The following is a 25,011-nucleotide window of genomic DNA, read 5'->3' as shown; positions in this document are numbered from 1 at the left end:
TAAGGTCATTTTGCAGAAAAAACTTATTTATGAAATTAATGAAAAACCAACAATAGCCATTTAATACCAAAGGAATATATATACTAATAAATTTTAATATAGTATAGATATCTGTATCCAATGTCAGCTATAAATCCGCGAATGTATTATAACAACATGGAACTGTAAAATGTTTTTTTTCTTGCAATTTTAAACTTTTCAAAAAATTTGACCACTAAATCGTAAATTCATTAAAGCTATGCTATCTTTCTCTCACTCATTTATAAAGAAGTCTGATAATTTTTTTTTACAGTTTCAGTTTTCCGATAGATTAAACTGCAGCATTAATATTGTTATTTTCAAAGTGCCTAAAAAGATTCTGCTTTAGCCCGATCAAATATAAGAATAATCCCCGATATAAAAGTACCCAAAATTCTCTGTAATCCTAGTCCAATCCCGACCCTAAGGGCACCAATGATAATACAAACCTTATCAAATGGCATACCAGACAGCAAGAACGTAGCCTCCAATAATTAATATTAATCTGCTGACCAGCAATCTCGAATATTGTTTCTTGTTAATATTATCCTCCTCCTCATCTTCAAATAAAATACATGGTTATTTCTGTAAAAAGGAATTGACCATCCGTCGGTAATCATTGTCACTTATGTCGGATACTTTGATTTTAATCCTGAAGGGTGTTTCTTTTTCCTTTAGATCAATATCGATTACAATTACATCAACGAATACAGATCTTTCGATTTTAAGTGACCGTAAATAGTCCACCGGATATTCAACCAGAGGGGATACGATTCCTTTTTTTAATGGATGATAGGATTTGATTGAAAAAACTAAACCACTATTTTCGAACTGAAAGATTCTAAGATTCACTATTTTTCTAAGTATTAATATACTAATCACGAAAAACAGTATGGCCCATGGCCATCTTAAGCTAACCAGTATGAAAGATTTTAAAGTATATCCAACTAATACTAAACCACAATTAAACGCAAATAGGAATTGCAAAATCTTCATTTTTAGTATCACCCAATCTTTATTTGTTAAGATCATAAATTTGTTAATATTTTAATAGGGCTTGTTAAAACTAACTCTTTTCAGGGAGCTAGTATTTATATTCTGCATATGTCATTCGGATATTACAATATTTCTGTAGATTAATGCTTTTCAATTCATTTTTTATATAATGTCACTGACAGAATTTTGTAATCATTGATCTCTTAATACTGTTTTTTATTGCTGTCAATTATTGCAAGTAGAAATGATCATTATCTTAATAAAGATATTTTCTGAATTTTGGTAATACAAAATAATTTGGTCTCTTGTAATTTATCCCCGGAGGAGCTAATCATGTTAAGTTTTGCAAAAAATAGTTAATTAAGTAATAATAAAGAAATCTGCCAAATCTTTTCCTAAATAAAAGATGATTGAGGATGAACTTAAAAATGGATAATCAGACATCGTAGCATTAACAATTCTGAAATAAACATTTTGTAGTCCAAACACTTATTAATTCTTTTAAAGTAAACATTAAATTTTAAAAAGTAAAATGACTTTTTGATATTTCTAATCGTCTCTAAAGCGAATTTTAATTACTTAAGTAATGATAATGAATACTCTAACTCTGGATCTTTTTTTTCGGTTAATGCTTTTATAAAATATTTAGTCTCAATTGTATGAGTTGGAAATACACCCCTACAATCAGAAGCCATTGTAGCATTTTCATTAAAAAATATTTCAGATCGCGGGATTGATAAAATACTCTTTGTATTTGGTAATTTATAGTTAATAAACCAAGCTGCTGTTGTAAAATTACTACAGGAACCAGTTTCTTTTCCTACAAGATCCCCCCTCTTTTCCCTGCTGAATAGTGAAGCAAAATAAGCCGCTGCTGAAAAAGTCCCATTATTAATAATCAAGACTACTTTTCCGTCAAAAAACAGATTGTCTCTTGGATAGTTTTTTATATAGGTATCATCTAGTCTTGCATTACCGAAATAATAATCAGCTTTATCATCTTTTTCGAATCGTTGTCTCATAAAGTTATTCTGATCAATAATATCCTTATCAGAAAAGTATCTATTTGTTTGTAGATCAATTAAATAATCTTGATAAAGGATGTCAATAACTTTAGTACCGTATTTATACGAGGTATTAATTTGTGGGTGTTTAGTAATAAAAGAATAAAGTAAGGGAATATTACTTAAGGAGCCGCCATCGTTATCTCGTATATCTATAATTAGGTTTTTAGATTTAATACTTCTTATCTCTTGAAAATATTTAGAGAGTCTTTCATAAAAAGTACTTTCATCATAGTTAAATGATTTAATAGATAGATAATAAGTATCAGAATTAACTCTATATCCATACACACCATAGGCCGTGGAAATCAAATCCATTGGCAATATAGAATGGTTATCTTCATAATAAAATTTACTATATGTAATCCCACTAAGCTTGGCAACTTTTTGTTCACCTTTTAAAGTTTTGTACTTTATAGTATAAAGGCCTGTATCGTTGCTACATCGCAATGAAGCAATTAAGCTAAAATTTATGTTCTCAACCTTTATATTCCCATCTGCTTTTTTACCGCCTTTATCCAGTATATAATTAACACTGTAGTTATTAATTTCAAGAAGTTGGCTACCGATTTCAATATTGTATTTATTCTCGCCATTAACAAACACATTTCCGTTATGTATATAAGTTGCAATGGGAAATAATGAGAAAGAATTTAAGAAACTTTCTTGATAATTAGAATCAGGAATAAAAGTAACATGTCCATCTCCCAAAATTTTATTTGGAATATTGGCATAAAAATTAATAAAAGTTGGTTTTTTTTCTATTTCTTTCCGAAGGGAATCTACCTTTTTCTTAAAGGTTTCTTGGTCATTAAACCGATAGGGATTGGGATGTTGTTTCTGAATTATGTCAATAGCTATATCAAAATCTTTGAGATATCCATCTTTAGAAATTTCCGATACTGAGTATTGGGCGATTCCTAAAGTATAATTCATCAATACAATAATAATAAATATTTTTTTCATTTTCTTATTTAATATCAATTGATTATATTATTAATATTATGAGGTACTAAATTTAATTTTAATGTCGTTTAAACTAATAATCATCGAATATCAGATATCAAGATTTTATAAGTTTAATTTTATTATTACTATTCATATCTTATTCTAGTATCAAGTTAATATTTTTAAAACCAGGCAACGTTTTAGATTTGAAATCATTAGTATTTACATCGTTTGCCTGGTTAAACAAAAAAATGAAAAAAATCTACTTAGAGATTGTTTGTCTTAATTTAATTGACATTAGTTATTTAAAGATATTTTGCTTAAAAAATTATCATACTTTATAACAGATTATTTTTCCTATTTTATTAGATTAGCCTCTTTATCGAAATATTTTACCGGATAGCCTAATTTTTCCAGCCCTTCAGAAATATCCGATGCTTTACCGGCGATGAAAATTCTGCTTTGGTTGGGAAGAATCGTTGTTTTCACAGCATTGGAAACATCTGCAACGGTTACTTTGTCAATAGATTTTAAATAATTAGTATAAAAATCTGAAGGAAGGTTCTGAACTTTTTGGTTTACGGCAAATCTTGCTATTGTCTCAGGTTTTTCCAGAGACAAGATGAATGAGCCTTTCAATTTTGCTTTGGCATTTTCCAGTTCCTCAGGCTTTACGGTAGAAATGGCATTGAGCTCATTCATTAATTCTTTTACGGCTTTATCCGTCACCTCATTTCTTACGCTGGTTTCAGCGTAAAATATTGGAGAATATTTAGTCGTTTGTAATATTGAAACGACATCGTAAGTAAACCCGTTTTTCTCTCTAAGGTTCATGAAAAGCCTAGCTTCAGGCCCGCCTCCCAAAATATTGTTGGCTATGGTAGCCGGGAAGTAATTAGTATCCTTCATTGTAATGGTATTCAAATTGAGTACTGATAACACCGACTGTACTGCGGTGGGAACATCCACTACATTCACTTCTGTTTTGGAAACATTTGAAGCCGGTTCTAAGGCTGCAAATTGAGTATTAGATTTTTCCCAGTTTTCAAAAGCCTTTTCAATCAAAGGTTTCACCTGATCAAATTTTACATCTCCTACAATCACTAAATACGCATTATCCGGAGTGTAATATTTGTTATAAATATTTTGTACATCTGCCAGCTGGATTTTGTTGATAGATTCTACCGTTTCAAACTGACCTCTTGATGTATTTTTTCCATACATCAATGCATTAGATAATCTTTCAACGATGAAAGAAGCATTCTTCTCATTTGCCCTTAAAAGTTGAATAGTACCCTCTTTGAAGTTTTGAATCTCTTTAGCAGAAAACCTTGGATTAACAATTGCATCGGCCATAAGTCCCAATACTTCCGGGAAATATTTTGAAAGCGAGTTGGAAGTGGCTCCCTTTGAACTAAAATTAACATTTGCTCCTAGGAAATCAATTCTTTTATTAAATTCGCCTTTACCTATGCTGGCTGTTCCGTTTTTGAACTGTTTTGCCATAATTTGACTTACCCCTGTTACATTTCCTTCAAAGTAGGGAGGTACATCAATGGAAAGCATAGTATTTACTCTTGGCAGTTTGTTGTTTTCAACCACCATTACGGTAAGCCCGTTGCTTAGCTGGAAGGTTTTGGGTTGGGCAATGTTGATGGCAGGGGTAGGCCCTGGTTTTGGCATTGCATTGATATCAATTTTTTGTGCAGAAAGCATTCCTGCAAATAAAAACGCTGCTGCTATATAGGTAAATTGCTTTTTCATGGGTAAATTATTTTTTCTCAGGAACGTAGTTGATAATGATTCTTTGATTGGAATTCAGATATTTTTTAGCTGCATTTTGAAGATCTTGTTTGCTGATAGATCTGTAAATGTCTATTTCCTTATTGATAAGATTGGTATTTCCCATCAATACGTGATTGGTAGCTAAAGATGCAGCTATTCCCTGAATGCTTGAGTTCTGGTTGACAAACTGATTTTCAAACTGGTTCTGAAGCTTTTGATAATCTTCATCAGAAATTAAAGTTGTCTGAAGATTTTCAATCTCTGCATCAATATCAGCCTGTAAAATCTGTTTGGTAGTCTGTCCCATCGGAATAGCAAAGAATGCGAAAATACCGTAATCTTCAAGCCCTACATTGAATGCATCTATCTGAAGTGCTTTTTTATCCTGATCTACTAATTTTTTATATAAAACAGATGATTTTCCACTGCTTAAATAAGAAGAAAGCATGCTAAGAACGTAAGCATCTTTCTCTTTGTTGGTCGGTGTTCTGTATGCGAAAACATAAGCCGGAAGCTGGATGTTGGGATCAGTTGCCGTCACTTCTTTTTCCTGAGTGATAGGAGCGTCTTTAGGGAAATTTTTTGGATAAAGAGTTCCTTTGGGAATACCTCCGTAATATTCCTGAATCCATTTTTTTGTTTGTTCAGGTTTGATGTCTCCCGCCACCACTAATGTAGCATTGTTGGGAACATAGTATTTTTTATAAAATGCCTGGAATTCTTCAAGCTTTGCTGCATTAAGATCATCCATAGAACCAATAGTTGGCCAGTTGTATGGGTGATTGGTAAAAAGGTTTTTCTGAATGGTCGGGAAAAGATTTCCATAGGGCTGGTTATCCATTCTCATTCTTTTTTCCTCTTTTACCACCTCTCTCTGGGTATCTACTCCAATTTGATTGATTACAGAAGCACGCATTCTTTCTGATTCCATCCAAAGACCTAACTGTTCGTTGTTGGAAGGGAAGGTTTCGTAGTAATACGTTCTGTCGTTGGTTGTATTGGCATTGTTCTGTCCTCCGTTTGAAGAAACAATCTTAAACCATTCACCTCTTTTGATGTTGGAAGTTCCTTCAAATAAAAGGTGTTCAAAAAAGTGTGCAAAACCGGTTCTGCCCTTCACTTCATCCTTTGCTCCTACATGGTACATAACCCCTGTAGTAACTACCGGCGCAGAATTATCCTGGTGAAGAATTACATGAAGACCGTTCGGAAGATCATACTCTTCGAATTTGATTTGCTGAGCATTCAGTATCATTCCGAAGAAAGCTACGGCAGCGGCAGAGAGAAATTGTCTTCTTGTTCTCCTAAATTTTGTTATCATTTTAACAAGTTATTATTAATATTACACCTTTTCTTTAATTTACCCCTCTCTGATCTTAGTAAAATCACTTAGTTGATTTTTTCAACTGTGTCCTCATAAAGATAACTTACAAAAGAATTAATTATAATCACAATTATAGAGCAACCATTTAAATATTACAAAAAATACAGTATCACATATATATCACACGAAATCTATCTTAAAATTAATAGGATCTTGACTGAGAATTACCAACTGAAATTACAGCAAGAAATATTTTCATCAATTAAATCTATTTAAATATTAAAAACAATTGGAACTTCCTGAAAAGACAAAACAACATAATTAATCTTAGTTACCTTGTAATCTTCCCCAAGAACAGGTATGTATAAAAATATAGTTTCTAAATTTGGAATGCTATGAAAAACAGTAAATTTTCAGAAGTTCAGATTATTAAAATTTTGTCTGAGCAAAATCAAGGAAAAACGGTAAATGATATTTGTCGATAGCGCGGTATCAGCCAGCCAACTTTCTACAAATGGAAGAGTAAATATTGAGGGCTGGATGTACAACAGCTCTCTAAAATGAAATAATTAAAAAGAGAACTTTCTCAGTTAAAAAAAATCATGACAGAGTTTACTCTGGAAAATATAGTGATGAAAGATGTGATTGCAAAAAAGCTTTAACGCCTTATAAAGGCAGGAATTAGTTGCTTATTCGAAGGCAGCATTCAATATGAGTTCTCGCAAGGCATAGGATATTTTTGTCATTAAAAGTTCGGTTTTTATTACAGAAAGAATAAAAACGAAGAAGATAACAACATTCGGGAAGAGCTGTTTTTGCTTTCAGCATCATACATATATGGGGATTTTGGACGCTGCACCATCGATTACGAAGTTTGGGGTTTAGATCGAATCACAAGCGGTTTACAGGATTTACAAACGATGAAGCTGAATTTAAAAGATAAGCGTAAGAAAAGGCTTCCAGCAAGGGTAAAGAACCATTACTTCGTCCCATCTATCCAAACATAACTTGGAGTATGGACTTTATGCACGACACTTTGGAATGCGGCAAAGCGTGAGAAGCTTAAATACATTGACGATTTTAACAGAGAAATTTTGAATATCACTATTGATACGAGTTACCGTCTAAAAAAGTAATGAACGGCCTCAAAATGCTCTGCAATATCTCACACCAAGAGATTTTTGTTGAAATATGGAAAAATCAAAAATATCATCCAAAAGATTTTCCCACATTTCAACAAAACTTTAACAACAAGAAGTGATTAACAAAAAAATACTTTTGAGTGTCCTTAAACATGGTAAAATTACAGATCACGCAGAAATTATACGAATTAATAAGTTTAAATAATTCTTTTGCGATCAAAATACTATTGCAATGTGATTAAATTGGCCCTTATCAATTCTCATAGACTTTAAACCAAAATTATCACCATTGCAATAGATAAAATAATAACTAAAGAACGTCTACTCTTGTTAAACTTAATGACTATTCTTCTACTTACTCCTTCAAATACAACAAAATATTTGAAAAGCAAAAATATTAGAATGAAAAAAATCCGTTTACTATTGAAATCAAAAAAAAAAATTATATTTAATGATATACACCATGGTATAATATCTATCCACCTTATAAAGATCTTATGTCCATTCACCTATAAGACAACAAGTCATAGATCTATGTACACAATTTCTATTATATAAAAAAAACATAACCACTTCCAATTTTTATAAAATTTTAAAAATAAAACCGCAAAATACTCCTTCAAAAACTTTACAGGTCACATGCAAAATCATTTACTTGGCTTTGGTGGTAATAAATGTAAGCAACAATCACCTGGCTTATCATTTGGGTATTCATATATATATCCAAAAATCCTAACCCTATTGTCTGATTCTTTTTTTTCTAAAGCTTCTTTATTAGTAGTAACTTCGTTTTTTATGAAAACTTGTGACGTACCCTCTTTGAAGTTTTGAATCTCTTTAGCAGAAAACCTTGGATTAACAATTGCATCGGCCATAAGTCCCAATACTTCCGGGAAATATTTTGAAAGCGAGTTGGAAGTGGCTCCCTTTGAACTAAAATTAACATTTGCTCCTAGGAAATCAATTCTTTTATTAAATTCGCCTTTACCTATGCTGGCTGTTCCGTTTTTGAACTGTTTTGCCATAATTTGACTTACCCCTGTTACATTTCCTTCAAAGTAGGGAGGTACATCAATGGAAAGCATAGTATTTACTCTTGGCAGTTTGTTGTTTTCAACCACCATTACGGTAAGCCCGTTGCTTAGCTGGAAGGTTTTTGGTTGGGCAATGTTGATGGCAGGGGTAGGCCCTGGTTTTGGCATTGCATTGATATCAATTTTTTGTGCAGAAAGCATTCCTGCAAATAAAAACGCTGCTGCTATTATATGTCCAAAAATCCTAACCCTATTGTCTGATTCTTTTTTTTCTAAAGCTTCTTTATTAGTAGTAACTTCGTTTTTTATGAAAACTTGTGACATAGTTGCACAACTATTAAAAATAGCAAGCAACGGCAAAACAAATAAAATTTTGTAATTCATTTTCATAAAATCTTTAGTGTCAATATTAACCTTACAATTCATCAATTCTATCCTTTGTTATTGACTCATTAATGCAATTCTTAAGAAGTTTTCTCCTATTAATTATAAAAATAATCCAAGCATTAAATAAGCATACATCGTACATGCTGTATTTAATGCTATAAGATTAATCATATGTGAATTTAGAATCTTATCATAAAGTACATTATTACATCAACAAGAAAAATTAAATACCTTATTATTCTCCTGCAAATAGAATAATAAAATCAGAGAAAAGAAAAAAGATAAATATCACATACGTATCACATCTGATAAATATACTGACAATCGTTGGGTGAAGACTTCCTCAAACCTTCGCACTTAGAAATATAGTTATAATAGGATAGATATGAAAATAGTAAACTATCAGAAGTTCAAATTATTAAAATTCTATCTGAACAGAACTCTATATGAAGTATATCTAACTGTTTGGATAAACGGAATTGTTTTTAAGGTTAGTTAGAACTAAAAAGTCATTAACAAAACCATTTATTTGGCTATTGGTTTAAACCGTGAAGGGAAAAAGAAATCCTAAAGGATGTGGCTCGGAAAGAATGAAAGCTCCAGCTTTTGGATGAGTGTTCTGGTAAACTTCCCTGTTTTTGCTCAGCTTTTCTAGAATCTCAAACTCGCATCTGTTTAGTTCACCAGATAAAAATGCCTGTAAATATGTCGTTTGAAAGATAGAAAAGAATTTTCTACTGATATGAAAAACATCTACATTGTTCTCACAAAAGAAGCTGCAAAAAGCAGCTTTGGATAATTTTGCACACAAATGGGAAAATAAATATTTATAGCCAATACAATCACGGGGAAACACTTGGGGTGAATTAACCGTCTTTTTCAATTTCCAATCGAAATACGTAAAATCATTTACACCACTAATTTAATTGAAAATCTCAACGGAAATATCAGAAAATACACCAAAAACAATGTCATTCACAACAGGTGATGCCATATTAAATCAGTTATCTCGAGGTAAAAGAAGCAACCAAACAATGAACGACGACCACTCATAATTTGGGGATTTATTTTAACCAATTTATGCTTATTTTTGAAAATAGACTCATATTTTATAGTCTGAGCCCTGACTTTTTAACTTATGCACTTCCTGTGATAATGTCACAAAAAAAGTCCGATACAATATCGAACTCTTTACTTTATTTTACTTATTTCCGAAAGATTATCTGAATTTGGTTAAACTACTGGACAAAGTTTGTTTTTTTAAAACAACATTATTTTATTATCTTCTTTCTTATTAATTATTCTTCCGTAGTATTAATTATTATCACTTAAACGTTCAATAAAGAAAACAATTTTTGCATTTTCTTGATTAATATTTAAGTTTGGTACTGCGGGTAAGCTGCTATTCATGATCATTGATATTCTGTAAATATCATTAGTAGCATGTAAAATTAAGTTTACAGTACCTACATCTCTCTGATTAGGATTATAATCATAATCAATTTCAGTCCATCCAATTGTATCATTTGCTATAACAGGAGAAACTCCAATAGTCGTTCCAGCTTGATATCTATCATATTTTCCGCCATTTCCCAAAACTTCTGTGGCACTTGTCCAATATGTTCCTAATCCACTTGTATTATTGAAACGGAACTGTAATCTACCTCCAACATAGGAACTGGTACATCCAACAATTGGAATAGATGATGTGCAGACTTCACGACTACGATACCTGAATGAAACGTCGCCGATGGTTATAGAACTTGTGTTAATATCTTTAGCCGGCGGAACACTAACTGTGCCTGTAACATATCTAATGGTAGATATCGATGGCAAATCTACATTAAACCTTTCAATTGGAACATAGTCAATATTTCCAGCACTATCTCCGATCAATATTCTATTGTAAGCATTATTACCATCTTTGTTGTCAAGTGTACGAATTCTCAAATTCCCATTAACATCTAACGTTCGCTGAGGGTCAGTAGTGTTAATACCAACCCGACCTGTTTGTCCATAAAAAATAGCCGCAAGAAATAAGGGCAAAATAAATACTTTTTTTTTCATAATATTGTTTGTTTTATTATTTACTTAAATGATATAATCGTCAAAATATATAAAAGGATATGGGAAGATATTTTAATTAAACAGATAAAAAAATACTTTTGTAGATTACTTCTAAAATAGAATCTATGAAAAATAGTTTTAACGTCAATTTTCTAATTAAAGTTATGGTGTTAAATAAAACTTGGCCACGGAAATAATATTTATTTTCGACGCGGAGGCTCAAACCATTTTGCAATACAAATCAAAACCCGTTTGATAAAAACTTTAATTTTAAACTGGATCAAAACTAATTAGACTGAACGATTCATTTCAAATGAATACTTAAAATTTCACTCAAAATTAAATCTAGCAGATATGTTTTAAATTTTGCTAAAATTTATTATCAGTTATTATCACTCAAACGCTCAATAAAGAAAACAATTTTTGCATTTTCTTGACTTATATTTAAGTTTGGTACTGCGGGTAAGCTGCTATTCATGATCATTGATATTCTGTAGATATCATTAGTAGCATGTAAAATTAAGTTTACAGTACCTACATCTCTCTGATTAGGATTATAATCATAATCAATTGCAGTCCATCCAATTGTATCATTTGCTATAACAGGAGAAACTCCAATAGTCGTTCCAGCTTGATATCTATCATATTTTCCACCATTTCCCAAAACTTCTGTGGCACTTGTCCAATATGTCCCTAATCCACTTGTGTTATTGAAACGGAACTGTAATCTACCTCCAACATAGGAACTGGTACATCCAACAATTGGAACAGATGATGTGCAGACTTCACGACTACGATACCTGAATGAAACGTCGCCGATGGTTATAAAATCTGTATTCATGTCTTTGGCTGGTGGAACACTTACTGTTTTGGTAGCATATCTAATGGTAGATATCGATGGTAAATCCACATTAAATCTTTCAATTGGAACATAATCAATATTTCCATCGCTATCTCCGATCAATATTCTATTGTATACAGCATTATCAACTTTATTGTCAAGTGTGCGAATTCTCAAGTTCCCGTTAACATCTAACGTTCGCTGAGGATCAGCAGTGTCAATACCAACACGACCTGTTTGTCCATAGAAAATAACAGCAAGAAATAAAGGCAAAATAAAGATCTTTTTTTTCATATGACTTTTGTTTAATTGTTAATTTTTCAGCTCTAAGTTTTATCTTAGTTCATAGGAGTACAAAATTTACTAATGACTATCAAAATCTCATACTTTTTGTTACCGTACAAAACTAGAACTTAAAATATTCTGCCAAATAAAAACAGATATCACACATGTATCACATCGACAAAAATCATATAATGCAAAGCAAATAATATCTCATGAAATATAAACCTAAACCCTTTAACTGTAAATTAAAATAATAAAGTTCTATAAAAACCAGCATGAAATGATAAAACTAAAAACCTTTTTAAGCATTCATATTCAACATAACCAATTATTATTACCTTCTGTAAGAAAACCCTAATCTGTTAAAAATTGGAAAACAAATCAAATACCATCTCTGTATGAATTTTATTGTCCAAGTATTTTCAGCAACTATAGCCTAAGAGAAATAAGTAATCTCATTTATTTTCTCTTAGGCTTAAATTAATGGTTTATTTCAAAACAACAATTTAAATAGTGTCAAATAAATGTGACATCTAGGAGATATTTAATTAATTTTAAAAAACAATATTACGATGTACATTTGCAGCAAAAGTGATAAAACTAAACATAAAAATAACAGTTACTTTAAGAGAGATGTTAACTATTCTTATAACAAATATAGTATAACATGTGTCTTTGATTATTCAATAAAGATTTAAAACTTCTGAGAAAAACAACAGAGTAATAGTTAACAATAGTTCATTATCAGAATATTACAAACTCAAAGTTTACATTTAACCCGGAAAGATATAATGTGGATAGTTTAGACCTAACACAAAAATTTTAAATACAACAAAAATACACTAATGAAAAAAAAAGAACAGTTTAATTATTGTTTAGACTCGATTGATAAGCAAATTATCTACATGTTAACAGATCACACGAAAACATCTGTTGTTCATATTGCCAACAATTTAAAAATTTCACCGAGAGCAATTCAAAACAAGATTAAAAAGCTTGAAGAAGCACAGGTTATTGACTGCTCTACAACTCAGTTAAATTCAAAAAAAATTAGCTACGATCATATTTCATTTATAGGAGTTTCTTTAGATCAAAGAATCAGTCATTCTGATTTATTAAAATCATTGTACGAAATCAATGAAGTAGTAGAAGCGCATTTTACTACAGGAAATTATAATTTTTTCCTTAAGGTTATCTGCAAGGATAATAATCACTTATTACAAATTCTTGAAAAATTGCAAAAATTGGATTTGAAAACAGAAATTTTCATTGCTTTAAAACAAGCAATTTATAGATGATTGAAAGTATAGACTTAAAGATTTACTCGACCACATATTATTAAGTTTTTATAAAAAAATAATTCTTATTTACAGTCTATACTTTTTTAACTACTAAATAATAAGGAAAACTATTTAAATTCAATTCTCTTTTTTATAACAAAAATTTTGTTGGTGAGGACAAAAATAAATATAATATCAAAAAATTTGGACACAATACATGTAATTATAAATCTTATATACAGTCTTAAGGTTCTTTTCAAAACTATAAGAACACCTCTCATATTGATCGAACTACCTAATGCCTATTGTTTTCTTTGACTAAGCATTCGTTGGTAAGCTTAAATAGTCAATAAATGAAGAGGATGCTGGCATGTGATATCTTTGTGATAGTTAAATTAAATCAATATTTTAAAGTAAACCGTTTCTTTGCGAACAATATTAATTTATTAATTTATTAATTTATGAACAATATTAATTTTATTAATTCGAAAAAATGGATATAAAAGTGTATTTTCACGATTCAAACTGTCAAAAGAATTTATTACCATGAAATTTTTATTTCTCCTAATTTCTATATTGTTTTTCTCTAAAATGATGTTTTCACAAAAGACATTTGAACATAGAACAGTGCAAAAAAAAGAAATACAGATACTTTTAGATTCAGCGCACAATCAACAAAAAAAAGTAAATATACAAGAAAGCTATCTTTATGCACAAAAAGCATTGGCAAAGAGCAAAAATATTAATGATTCATACGGGATAGCTTATAGTAACTTTTATATGGGTCAGGCTTTATATGAATTAGGATATTATAATAAAGCATTAAAAAGATTGCTTCTTGCAGAAAAACAAGAATATTCTGCTACTGACACACAAATCATGGCTGAAATAAACAATACCACAGCAAAAATATACAGCATTCTAAATTTACCTGATCATGCATTGCAAGCCAATTATGAAAGTTTAATGTATATAAGTAAAACAACTAATACGATAAACAAAAAAATATTACAAATTAAAGTATATACCGATCTAGCTGCAAATTATTGTGATAAAATGGTAATTGACTCGGCCCAAAAATATATTTTAAAAAATCAAGAAATTATAAATCTAAATGAATTTAGTATTCCTCCACAACAATTAACTGACTTTTTTGCTCTTAAGGGATATTATTACTTTTTTAAAAAAAAACATGACTCATCAGCTTACTGCTTTAAAAAATCCTTATCAGTAGCAAAAAAATATAAATACAGAGGTGTGGGAGTAACATTTTTAGTTTGGGGAATGACAGAAACACTTCGAAAAAAACCTGATTCAGCTCTTTTTTATTATATGAAAGCTCTGAAAAATTTTCAAGAATTAAATTACAAAAGTTTAATTCCACGAACATATTATTTAATTTCAAATACTTATAATACTTTAGGAAATGTACAAAAAGCAAATGAATTTCAAGCAAAAGAATTCCCCTTACAAAAACAAATAGCTAAAGAATATTTTGAAGTAAATAATACAGCATTTGGCAACTTACTCCATGAGCAAGAAAATAAAACAAACATTAAAATAAAAAAACAAATTACTATTCTGGTTGTTTTCAGTATTTTATTTATAATTATTTCAACGTATTTTATTTTGAGAAAACAAAGGATCGTAAAGAAAAAAATAGATTCTCAAGAGGAGCTTATTGCTCAAAACAAAGAAAAAAATTATTTGTTAGAACTGAAAGTAAATGAAGCTTTTGACGATTTAATACAATTAGCTAAAGAAAATAATCCTGAATTCATTACCAGATTTCGGGAAACCTATCCTACATTTATTTCGAACTTAATAAAGATCAATCCAAAAATGCAAATCGGGGATTTAACTTTTTGCGCTTATTTATATTTAAATTTTTCATCTAAAGATATTGCTCAATATACATTTGTCACACCCAGGGCAGTTCAGATCAGGAAGAATCGCCTACGAAAGAAGTTAAATATAAACTCCGAAGAAGATATATATTTATGGATTAAAAACATTATATAATTTGAATTAGTCAATACTTAATCTGATAGTTATAATCAAATTGAATAACTTTAAAACAGATTAAATATTATGACAACACAACAAAAAATCATCAAAAATAAGTTAGGCGTACTTGAATTAGTACAACATTTAGGAAACGTATCCAAAGTCTGCACGGATTGGGTATTCCCGAGACAGCTTCTATAGATTCAAAAAACGGTATGAACAAGGAGGCGAATTGGCGCTATTGGAAATCTCCAGGACAAAGCCAGTATTAAAGAATCGTGTAGATGAAGCTATAGAAAGAGCTGTTGTTGATTTAGCCATTGAAAACCCTGCTTTGGGGCAGCTTAGAGTAAGTAATGGGCTTAAAAAGAAGGGCCTTATTGTACCTTCAGGCGGAGTTAGAAGTATTTGGTTTAGACACGATCTACTACCTTAACTACGATTAAAAGCTCTGGAAGCAAAATTTGCTCAGGACGGTATCGTTCTTACTGAATCTCAACTTTCAACACTAGAAAGAGCCCAGGAAGAGTTTTATACTATAGCTTTCAGAAAGAAAATTTACAAAAGCATTGAAGAACTACAATTAGACCTAAACAGCTGGTTGTCCTATTACAACAATGAAAGAACACATACAGGAAAATATTGTTATAGTAAAACTCCAATGCAAACATTTTTAGATAGTAAAACAATGGCAAAAGAGAAATTGTTGTAAAATCTTGCAAAAGAACAAAAATCTTACTTTTGGAAGTAAGGACAATATTGAATAACTGACAATTATTTTACCCCTTAACTGTCAAATAAAGTCGTGGCTATTACATATAATTGGAAAAAGCAAATTCTATAACAATTTAGAATGCAATTGAATATCACTATGATATCAAAAAAAACAATATGATTATTTTATAAACATCTTTTTCCATTTAGCAATAGTGTTTCTACTAATTTTATAATGAAGTGCTATTTGACTATTATTTAAATGATTTGCTTTTTGATATTCTAAAATTTCAAGAATGGTATGTAGATCATAAGAGCGATGATTTTGATTAAAAGAAGCTGTGGCTCTGTTTGGTATTCCAAATATCAATTGATTAATTTTTATGATATCCAACCCGGAAAGTTTATCTTTATTCAATATTCTACACATTTCTGCAGATTTTTCGGTTTTCTTATTTTCAATAATATCCGAATATATTTTCTTATAGTTCACCAATCCAAAATCTTCTTTAAATTTTGTCTTACTCATAATATATAATTTATTTTGCAAGGCTTATGTTCGTAAATCGTAACAGCAGAATTAAAAGCTCATCATAATTAGCCTTTTAAGAATTTGGTGAATATTTTCTAATCCAAGTATATAATGTCGTTTTTGGGATTCCATACTCCACAATCACCTCATTTTTAGTCATTTCGCCATTTAAAATAATTTCAAGTATATAATCAATCACCTCTTTGGTGTATATATTTTTTCTGAACTGAGGAATAGCTGATGCTTTTTCCCGTATATCATTATTTTGACTATTTATCTTCCTGGGCGGGGCATACATAATTAAGTGTTGAGAATATATTCTGAAAAGATCATATTCTAAAAGTTTACTTAATCGTAAAAGTAATTTTGAATCCAAACTTTCAGCTAAAAATATTTGTTCAACTTCTTTTTCAGTACAATTAACGAAATTACATATACGCGACATATCAATATCGGATTCAGTGACTAAAAGCCTAATTATTGTTCCAATATGAATTTCTTTCAAGTTTGTCATATTGTGGTATTATCTACTAATTTTATTAATAATATTTACAGTGCAAACTTATTAATAACATTTAGTTAAGCACAAAAAGTCAATATCACATGTATATCTCATTTGGTATGTTACTCATTTTTTAGTAAAGATTAGATTCAGTTTTTAAATAAAAAAACTTTAAATTTTCAAAGAGCGGGAACTTTTAAAGAACGCAATAGAAATATGCTGTAAACATAAATGCTGGATAATGGATTTTTATAAACGATAGTTATATGATGGAAGAAGATTTAGAATATTAAATATAGCTGATCATTATAACCAGAAATTGCTTTCTATGGAAAAAAATTGGTAAAGCATCTGCTCTGCAAGAGTAGTAAGAGTTTTTAGATTGTTTAAAATAGCAGAGAAGTAAGCATAAACGCATAAGAGTTGAAAATGGTCCCGAGTTTATATCTAAATCTTCAGTTATGGGCTCCAGAGAATTAATAGAAATTCATTATATCAACTTGAGAAATCTACTCAAAACAGTCTCATAGAAAGGTTGAATAAAAGTTGTAAAACTGAACTTCTTAATATTCATGTCTTTAAAAATTTACAGGATACTGAAGAGAAAGCAAATTAATGGAGGATTGAATACAATTATAACAGATCGCACAAAGCATTAGGGAATGTAAGCTCTAAAAAAATATAACAAAAAAATGAAAGAATCTATCATTTAGGATGAATTAGTCAATACTTAATCTGACAGTTATCAACAAATTGAATAACTTTAAAATAGATTAAGTAGTATGACAACACAACAAAAAATCATCAAAAACAAATTAGGTGTACTTGAATTAGCACAACATTTAGGAAATGTATCTAAAGCGTGTAAAGTAATGGGTTATTCCCGAGACAGTTTCTATCGATTTAAAGAATTGTATGAACAAGGCGGGGAACTTGCTTTACAGGAAATATCCAGAAGAAAGCCTGTATTAAAGAATCGTGTAGATGAAGCTATAGAAAAGGCTGTTGTTGATATAGCCATTGATAACCCTGCTTTGGGACAGCTTAGAGTAAGCAACGAGCTTAAAAAGAAAGGTTTAATAGTGTCACCAGGAGGAGTTAGAAGTATTTGGCTCAGACATGATCTGCATACTTTTAAATTGAGGTTAAAAGCGTTGGAAGCAAAATCCGCTCAGGATGGTATTGTTCTTACTGAATCTCAACTTTCAGCATTAGAAAGAGCGAAGGAAGAGAAAAAAGCTCATGGAGAGATTGAAACTCATCATCCTGGATATTTAGGAGCACAAGACACTTATTATGTAGGTAATATAAAAGGTGTTGGGCATATTTATCAACAAACTTTTATAGATACTTATTCTAAAGTTGCTTTTGCCAAGTTATATGACCGTAAGAATGCACTCATTGCAGCTGATATGCTCAATGATCAGGTCGTTCCTTTTTTTGAACAGCAGGAGCTTCGTTTACTTAGAATTTTAACAGACAGGGGAACTGAATATTGTGGAATAAGAGAACAGCATGAATATCAGCTTTACTTAGCTATTGAAGACATTGATCACACGAAAACCAAAGCTAAAAGTCCCCAAACCAACGGTATCTGTGAACGTTTCCATAGAACGATACAAGAAGAGTTCTATGCCATAGCTTTCAGAAAGAAAATTTACAGAAGCATTGAGGAACTACAATTAGATCTAAACAGTTGGCTGTCGTATTACAACAATGAAAGAACCCATACAGGAAAACATTGTTATGGTAAAACACCAATGCAGACGTTTTTAGATAGTAAAACAATAGCAAAAGAGAAACTATTGGAAACACTTGCTGAAGAACAAAAAATCCTTACTTTTGGAAGTAAGGACAATATCGAATAACTGACAAATATTTTTAGAACCAAACTGTCAGATCAAGTTGTGGCTATTACATTTAGGATGTCACAAAATTAGCTTGATTACATTGTTCGAATAGATTTTTAATGTTTGTACCTCGTGTTAAACTGAATATTTATTCTCTTATTTTCTGCTGAAATTCTCATTTCTTAAGGTACAATAACAAATAATTATAACATCCTGAAAAATTCCGTAGAAATCCCTGTTTATTTTTAATCATTTTAGTCTATATTTTCCTCTATTAAAAAAATTAATATTATAAAGCCCGGAACGGATACTATAATAATCCAATATCGCATATTTTAATATCATAATCCGTTTTATTAGCCATCTTGAATTAGCAATTTCAAAGCTACGATGCATTCTAATAATGTGAGTCTTTGCTTCTTTAGAAATTTCTACCTCACTCTCTGCCCAATCCTTTATTTCTTTCCATAATAAAACCCTAGTCTTTGCTGGCTTTTCTTCTCTTGTTTCAATTTTAGTAATCCGATTATTTTCGTGAATTCCTCTCATAGCTACTGGCCTATCCAATATACCTGGATAAAGATCTAAATAGTAAGATAAACGAAATAAAAATTCCGTATCTTCGTGCATTCGGAGAGATTTAAATAAAATGTTCATCTTAAATAAGGCATCTTTCCTTATTGTTAATGCATCTACACTGAATAACCCAAAACTTCCAATCATTCCTATTTGCCCTGGAAAAACATCTTCAGGCTTATATCTTTTATATACAGTTGTTAAACGCTCGCCAAAAACTTTATAGTATTTATTTTTAGCCTTTTGCGAATAATAACATACTCCGATCGCCCCATAAACCCCTTCTACTTTTGGATCTTTAAATAGCTCTTTTTCAGCATTGAATCGGTTAGGGAGGTAAAAATCATCTGCATCAAGAAAGGCTATAAAATCCCCTACAGCATTTTTAATTCCCAGATTTCTACTAAGACCCGCCCCACAATTTACATTATCTTTGTGCCGATATAGTTTTACTTTATTATGTTTTGACGTTAATTCTTTGCAAATCGCCAATGCATTATCTGGCGACTGATCTTCTATTAAAATAACTTCGCAAACCTCTTCAAGCCGTACAGCAGATTCTACTGCATTACGAATAAATTTCTCTGCATTATATACAGGAATAATTACTGATATTTTCATTTTAATATTCTTATGAACATTATTTATATGATCATTTAATTTTTTTTTCTCCTTATGATTGTACCTAGCAGTCCCTTTTGCCTTTGATATATCTGAATTGAAAATTTCACGTTGAAAAGTATATGCTGATAAATACAAGTACATTAAGAAGTAACATAACTACAAAAAAAATTATTTCACCACTATACCGTTCTTAGACTACCCTTCTGTTTGATTGCAAAAAAAATATTCTAGTTCTCCTTTTTTTATTTTGTGCATACGAATGCAATAACACTAGCGCAAGTAAGAAGGATACCGAACAGTATAGCAAAATCTAAGGATAATTACTACTTTTTTCTACTTACTTTTTTACTTTTTTCGTAAATAAGCCGGTTTTAATTCCGACTAGGTATCGTGAACAATAATAATGAAAGCAAATGTTGTTTGGACAATTTTAATAATAACTTAATCTCTCTATCCTTGAAAAGTTCTATGCTTATCTATAAAACTAGCAATAGATATTTCTTATTGTAATGTTAATATATAATCATATTTAATTTTTACAACTTCTGCTACTTTTTTATTTACAACTTTGGGAATTGTTATCTTAAAATCAATAGGCTTTACAACAAAGCTTCCCTGAAAATAAATCTTACCATCTTTAGTATAAATTGTTACTGGTGATGAAATAACCTTATCTGCTCCATGAAAGTTTAATATTCCTTGAATGGTAAACTTTTGCGGTGAAATAGTTATTTTTTTTTTGTCAAAATTTAACACTTTACCTTTAAATGTTACCTTGGGATATTTACCTGTTTCAGCATAGTTCTCATTAAAGTGTTCTTCCATTAAAGCTACTGTGAACTTAAAGTTTTTCACAAAAGAAATAGAAGCTATTCCACCTGTATCTGTATCGAATATAAAAACATTGTTATTTTCCTTAGCGCTAATGTCTTCAAATAATGGAACTGACGCTTCAAATGTTACTTGACCCTTTTTAGAGCTATATTTTTGGCCCAGTAGATTATTACTAAGCAGTAGTAGTATAAGAATTGATAATAAATTTTTCATGATTTTATCATTTAATTTTCAACAAGGCCACCTGCCTTCCACTGAGTGAAAAAGTTAATTTGACTTTGGGAAAGCGGTGCTGCTGGAGGCATTCTTCCCGAAGCGCCAGCCGGTCGTTGTATTCTATCTATAATATTATCTATATTATTTTTTGTTTGTTCATAGTTTGTTAGAAGCAGGACTGACCCAGGCCCACCTACTGAATGACAACCCATACATCTACTTTCAACAATAGGCTTTATTTCTACATTATAACTTACATCTTTAGTGATGACCGGTATATTATCTGAAATTTCCCCGTAGGTTCTACTGTCACAAGAAATTAACATAGCAACTAATGGCATTGTGTACACTATCTTTTTCATATTAAAAAACTCTATATAAATTAAACCCAAAATATATATTTCCTTTGCCCCAATTTCCTAGAGCATTGCTAAGGTACCCAGTATCTGAATTTAAAAATGAATTAGTAAATACCATTTGAAAAACATGTCCCCCAGTTTCCAAATCCATTCCTATTGATAAAGGATTTTTATAAAAACCATTTTTATCAAAATTCAGAAAATACTCCGCATTGATAGATATTCTCTTTGATATTTTATATCTCCCCCCCACTCCAGTTAAAAATTGATTTTTATTTTCAATATTTGGATCATAAAGATTTTTGTGAAGATATGACGGCGTTAACTGCACTGACAACTTATCACTAAATCTTCTGGAGATAAGAGCTTGGGTAAGATAAGTAAGCCGATCTCTAAACTCTAAATTTGAATAATTATCTCTGCTTAATTCCGTATTAAGGGCAACTACATTATAACCAACAATTTCAACAGGTGACTTATCATTTTGTTTCAGTAATCTATATTTAGCCGCGAATTCAAATGTTTTGAGATTTGTTTCCCTTGCGGCGCTCAACGATAACCAATCTTTAAGTCCATAAATTACACCTAATTTAGTAGATGACTCATCTAAACCAAAGAAGTTTTTAAATCCGTCACTAATATCTCCAAAACGGTGAGCGACTACCATATACCATTCTCCCTTTGCAGCAAGCTTAGTAGATTGTGCTGTTACAATTTGTAAAGCTTTAAAAGCAGGTTGGGAATTTTCTGGAACTTTTACAGTATCGATATCCTTTAATAAGTCTTGCTGTGAAAAGGCAAAATTTGAAAAAGACATTAACAAAAGTAATATTGATTTTTTCATAATATCATTTAATGTTTTTTTAGTTAAATTAGAATGGAGAGCTGGTGGTTTGAGCAATATCAACTATTAATTACTTTAGAAAACTATGGACTGCCCTAATATTAAGTAATAAGTGTCGTTTTTTTAGACAACTTTCAATAGATGAGTAATATTTCTACAGCAATAATACATTAAAAAAAAAAAATATAAAGAAAATCTAAATCTTACATACATATCTCAGCTATAAATATTCCCTCTTTTATTAATATTTTCAGCCAAATTATTTAAGCATAAAATAAAAATTATGATGTATTGTCGACCTGAAACTATATTGCAAAAGAACTGATAAATATGAATTATCAAATTGGCCGTATCAATGCTATGATATTGGTAAGGTTAAAAAAAACACATAGAGTACATTTTTAAACATTAATAACAAATATGGAATATAAATGGTTTTGGGACTCTTTAAAAAGAAAAATTTAACAAATTTACATTAATAAACACGTCTATAATTCCAGAATTCTTAATTGAGATAGGTATGTTGTATCAATATCTTTTTTCTAATCATTTGACTTCTATAAATTCGCTATTCAATATAGGTGCTTACCATGCATCTGAAATTTATATATGTAAAGTACATTTATATTAGTTACTAGATTATGAAAAAAAAATTCCTTTTTAGTGCATCCTTCTGTTTCTATGCCTCTGTCCATATTTTTGGACAAACAGAAAGAGAAAGAAGTGAAATTGTAAAAAATTATGACCAAATAAAATTGTTAAAGTTATTTGAGACCTTTCATGAAAAAGAAAAAACAGATAAAGCAGAAGCCATAGTATATGCAAAAAAAAACAATATTCCGCTTATTATTAAAACGAGGAAAGGATCACTGAGAGAATTAATAAGGATTGAAAACGGTAAGCCTGTCTATTATACTACCGATAATATAAATGCAGCAAAATCCACCAGAACAAATTTCCTTAATAGTGGAGGTGCTCTAGATTTAAACCTTAACGGAGAAGATATGGTCATTGGTGTATGGGATGGAGGAGCTGCTCGGGCAACACATATTGAATTTGATAACAGAGTCACAATAAAAGATAATGCTACTTTTAATAACATTAGTAACAGTGATCATTCAACACATGTTGTTGGGACCATTGGAGCAGCAGGGGTAATATCAAAGGCTAAAGGTATGGCTCCAAAATCCCAAATAGATGATTATGATTGGAACTCCGATAAATCTGAAGTGATTGCAGCAGTATCCAGAGGGTTACTATTATCAAATCACTCCTATTCGCTTCTATCAGATACACTTGATGATTCATTATTTGGAGCCTATACAGAAGACTCGAAAAACTGGGATGACATTTTATTTAATGCCACCTCCTACCTTGCAGTACACTCAGCAGGGAATGATGGGACTAATTATTATAATACTATTGGCAATGCAAAAAAAATAATTAATGCAAGTCCAATGGGTGGACCAACTGATTTGTTTGATAAATTAACTGGAGCCGGAACTTCTAAAAACGCTTTGATTGTAGCAAACGCACAAAGTGTTCTTGTAGATCGTTGTGGTAATTTTATAAGTGCATCTATTAATGATACGAGCAGTCAAGGGCCAACAGATGATCTAAGAATTAAACCCGATATTACAGGTTATGGAACGAATATATATTCTTCCGTTGCATTTAGTGGTTCATTAAGTAGTAATACTAATTATGATTCAAAGACTGGGACATCAATGGCTTCACCGAACGTAACAGGTACTTTAGCATTAATACAACAACATCACAAGAATGTTCAACAAAGATATATGTTGGGCGCAGAAATTAAGGGACTAGCCTTACATACTGCCGATGATGCTGGAATACAAGGTCCGGACTCGATGTTTGGATGGGGTTTACTGAATGCAAAAAAAATGGTAGAAACCATTAACGAAAAAGGAAAGGCCTCACTTATCGAAAATAAAACTCTACGTAATAACGCAAAAGAAACATTTACCATAAATTATGACGGAGTAAAAAATTTAACAGTTTCTATTTCGTGGTATGACAAGGGAGGAGTAATACAGGCACGAAATGAGCTAAATAATAATACAACAAAAAGATTGGTTAATAATCTGGATCTAAAAGTAACTCGAGAAAATGACAATACGGTTTACCAACCTTGGGTCCTAACATCTCGCTCTACAAATACAAGGGCAGAAAATGATAATGACAATTTTGAAAGAGTAGATCTTGGGATTGTTCCAGCCGGAAAATATACAATAGAAATCAGTCATAAAGGAATTTTGGATGGCGGATTACAAAATTATACATTGATTGTAACTGGTATAGCTACAGAAAGTATAGGAGACACGTTGATTGCTACGTCCCAGCCATGTACTAATAAAGACAATTCCAAAGCCATCATATATCCTAATCCTGTAGATACAGAGATTAATCTTCTTAATGTAGAAGATGGCACTCTTTATGTAATTTATGACCTGTCAGGAAGAGCTATACTACAAAGCACTCTTAAGGAAGCTAAAATTAATGTATCCTCTTTAATAAGTGGTAGATATATCTTAGTACTAGATGAAAATAGTTATAAGTTTATAAAAAAATAATTTCAATTATTTAATTAAAGCTATCGTTTTGAGACATCTTTTTGTTATCAGATAGCAAAATAGTTTTGAAAAAATATTTGTCCAATAATTTCAATCCTATAACTGCGTGGGATAGCAAAAAATCTATTAGACAAGTTGTAATTCAGAAGTTTAAATATTATATAAGTAATTTTTAGCTTTCCGAATTT

At 30.6% G+C, this 25,011-nt stretch carries 17 protein-coding genes and 3 pseudogenes; 7 read left to right on the top strand and 13 right to left on the bottom strand.

The window, feature by feature from the left end:
* Positions 1 to 597: 597 nt before the first annotated feature.
* The 5 genes and pseudogenes from LQV47_RS09030 to LQV47_RS09010 form a co-directional block, all read right to left on the bottom strand.
* Positions 598 to 1,014, bottom strand: a complete 417-nt coding sequence (locus LQV47_RS09030; protein WP_230036068.1) for a hypothetical protein — start codon at positions 1,012 to 1,014, stop codon at positions 598 to 600.
* A gap of 575 nt (positions 1,015 to 1,589) precedes the next feature.
* The gene (locus LQV47_RS09025; RefSeq protein ID WP_230036066.1) at positions 1,590 to 3,044 is read right to left on the bottom strand and encodes a S41 family peptidase; all 1,455 of its coding nucleotides are present in this window, start codon (positions 3,042 to 3,044) and stop codon (positions 1,590 to 1,592) included.
* Between the two features lie 351 nt (positions 3,045 to 3,395).
* Positions 3,396 to 4,790 (bottom strand): annotated as a pseudogene (locus LQV47_RS09020) (pitrilysin family protein); the annotation flags it as partial.
* A 7-nt stretch (positions 4,791 to 4,797) separates the two neighbouring features.
* Positions 4,798 to 6,066: a pitrilysin family protein gene (locus LQV47_RS09015; protein WP_230036253.1), complete on the bottom strand. Its 1,269-nt coding sequence runs from the start codon at positions 6,064 to 6,066 to the stop codon at positions 4,798 to 4,800.
* 2,038 nt (positions 6,067 to 8,104) lie between these two features.
* Positions 8,105 to 8,512, bottom strand: a pseudogene (locus tag LQV47_RS09010) (insulinase family protein); the annotation flags it as partial.
* A 1,051-nt stretch (positions 8,513 to 9,563) separates the two neighbouring features.
* On the opposite strand from LQV47_RS09010, the gene LQV47_RS09005 reads away from it, so the two are divergent.
* Complete coding sequence (locus tag LQV47_RS09005; protein ID WP_354960630.1) at positions 9,564 to 9,686, top strand: transposase; 123 nt, start codon at positions 9,564 to 9,566, stop codon at positions 9,684 to 9,686.
* Between the two features lie 326 nt (positions 9,687 to 10,012).
* Here LQV47_RS09005 and LQV47_RS09000 read toward each other — a convergent pair whose 3' ends face one another.
* Together LQV47_RS09000 and LQV47_RS08995 are read right to left on the bottom strand one after the other, a co-directional pair.
* The gene (locus LQV47_RS09000; protein ID WP_230036064.1) at positions 10,013 to 10,765 is read right to left on the bottom strand and encodes a hypothetical protein; all 753 of its coding nucleotides are present in this window, start codon (positions 10,763 to 10,765) and stop codon (positions 10,013 to 10,015) included.
* A gap of 382 nt (positions 10,766 to 11,147) precedes the next feature.
* Positions 11,148 to 11,900: a hypothetical protein gene (locus LQV47_RS08995; RefSeq protein ID WP_230036062.1), complete on the bottom strand. Its 753-nt coding sequence runs from the start codon at positions 11,898 to 11,900 to the stop codon at positions 11,148 to 11,150.
* Between the two features lie 836 nt (positions 11,901 to 12,736).
* On the opposite strand from LQV47_RS08995, the gene LQV47_RS08990 reads away from it, so the two are divergent.
* The 3 genes and pseudogenes from LQV47_RS08990 to LQV47_RS08980 all read left to right on the top strand — a co-directional run bounded on the left by LQV47_RS08990 (position 12,737) and on the right by LQV47_RS08980 (position 15,890).
* Positions 12,737 to 13,189, top strand: a complete 453-nt coding sequence (locus tag LQV47_RS08990; protein WP_230036060.1) for an Lrp/AsnC ligand binding domain-containing protein — start codon at positions 12,737 to 12,739, stop codon at positions 13,187 to 13,189.
* A gap of 573 nt (positions 13,190 to 13,762) precedes the next feature.
* Positions 13,763 to 15,193 carry a hypothetical protein gene (locus LQV47_RS08985; RefSeq protein ID WP_230036058.1) on the top strand — a complete coding sequence of 477 codons (1,431 nt, stop codon included), beginning with the start codon at positions 13,763 to 13,765 and terminating at the stop codon, positions 15,191 to 15,193.
* 69 nt (positions 15,194 to 15,262) lie between these two features.
* Positions 15,263 to 15,890: pseudogene (locus LQV47_RS08980) on the top strand (helix-turn-helix domain-containing protein).
* A 183-nt stretch (positions 15,891 to 16,073) separates the two neighbouring features.
* Here LQV47_RS08980 and LQV47_RS08975 read toward each other — a convergent pair.
* Together LQV47_RS08975 and LQV47_RS08970 are read right to left on the bottom strand one after the other, a co-directional pair.
* Complete coding sequence (locus tag LQV47_RS08975; protein ID WP_230036056.1) at positions 16,074 to 16,421, bottom strand: helix-turn-helix domain-containing protein; 348 nt, start codon at positions 16,419 to 16,421, stop codon at positions 16,074 to 16,076.
* 76 nt (positions 16,422 to 16,497) lie between these two features.
* Positions 16,498 to 16,938 (bottom strand): transposase, encoded by a 441-nt coding sequence (locus tag LQV47_RS08970; protein ID WP_230036054.1) that lies wholly within the window; start codon positions 16,936 to 16,938, stop codon positions 16,498 to 16,500.
* A gap of 439 nt (positions 16,939 to 17,377) precedes the next feature.
* Between LQV47_RS08970 and LQV47_RS22565 the strand changes: the two genes are divergently transcribed.
* Together LQV47_RS22565 and LQV47_RS08965 are read left to right on the top strand one after the other, a co-directional pair.
* Positions 17,378 to 17,542 (top strand): integrase core domain-containing protein, encoded by a 165-nt coding sequence (locus tag LQV47_RS22565; protein ID WP_354960628.1) that lies wholly within the window; start codon positions 17,378 to 17,380, stop codon positions 17,540 to 17,542.
* A gap of 166 nt (positions 17,543 to 17,708) precedes the next feature.
* The gene (locus LQV47_RS08965) at positions 17,709 to 18,794 is read left to right on the top strand and encodes an IS481 family transposase (RefSeq protein WP_230036052.1); all 1,086 of its coding nucleotides are present in this window, start codon (positions 17,709 to 17,711) and stop codon (positions 18,792 to 18,794) included.
* 231 nt (positions 18,795 to 19,025) lie between these two features.
* On the opposite strand, the gene LQV47_RS08960 is transcribed toward LQV47_RS08965, so the two are convergent.
* The 4 genes from LQV47_RS08960 to LQV47_RS08945 form a co-directional block, all read right to left on the bottom strand.
* Positions 19,026 to 19,973 carry a glycosyltransferase family 2 protein gene (locus LQV47_RS08960; RefSeq protein ID WP_230036050.1) on the bottom strand — a complete coding sequence of 316 codons (948 nt, stop codon included), beginning with the start codon at positions 19,971 to 19,973 and terminating at the stop codon, positions 19,026 to 19,028.
* A gap of 504 nt (positions 19,974 to 20,477) precedes the next feature.
* The gene (locus LQV47_RS08955; RefSeq protein ID WP_230036048.1) at positions 20,478 to 21,023 is read right to left on the bottom strand and encodes a YceI family protein; all 546 of its coding nucleotides are present in this window, start codon (positions 21,021 to 21,023) and stop codon (positions 20,478 to 20,480) included.
* Between the two features lie 11 nt (positions 21,024 to 21,034).
* On the bottom strand, positions 21,035 to 21,388 hold the full coding sequence (locus LQV47_RS08950) for a hypothetical protein (RefSeq protein WP_230036047.1): 354 nt from the start codon (positions 21,386 to 21,388) through the stop codon (positions 21,035 to 21,037).
* Between the two features lies 1 nt (position 21,389).
* On the bottom strand, positions 21,390 to 22,229 hold the full coding sequence (locus tag LQV47_RS08945) for a DUF5777 family beta-barrel protein (RefSeq protein ID WP_230036045.1): 840 nt from the start codon (positions 22,227 to 22,229) through the stop codon (positions 21,390 to 21,392).
* A 641-nt stretch (positions 22,230 to 22,870) separates the two neighbouring features.
* On the opposite strand from LQV47_RS08945, the gene LQV47_RS08940 reads away from it, so the two are divergent.
* Complete coding sequence (locus tag LQV47_RS08940) at positions 22,871 to 24,823, top strand: S8 family serine peptidase (protein ID WP_230036043.1); 1,953 nt, start codon at positions 22,871 to 22,873, stop codon at positions 24,821 to 24,823.
* Positions 24,824 to 25,011: the final 188 nt, after the last annotated feature.

Origin of the sequence: Chryseobacterium sp. Bi04 (genome assembly GCF_918698085.1) — a bacterium.
In the GTDB taxonomy this organism is placed as follows: Bacteria; Bacteroidota; Bacteroidia; order Flavobacteriales; family Weeksellaceae; genus Chryseobacterium.
Note: the sequence above shows the minus strand (reverse complement) of the source record. Positions and strands in the feature narration are given on the sequence as shown.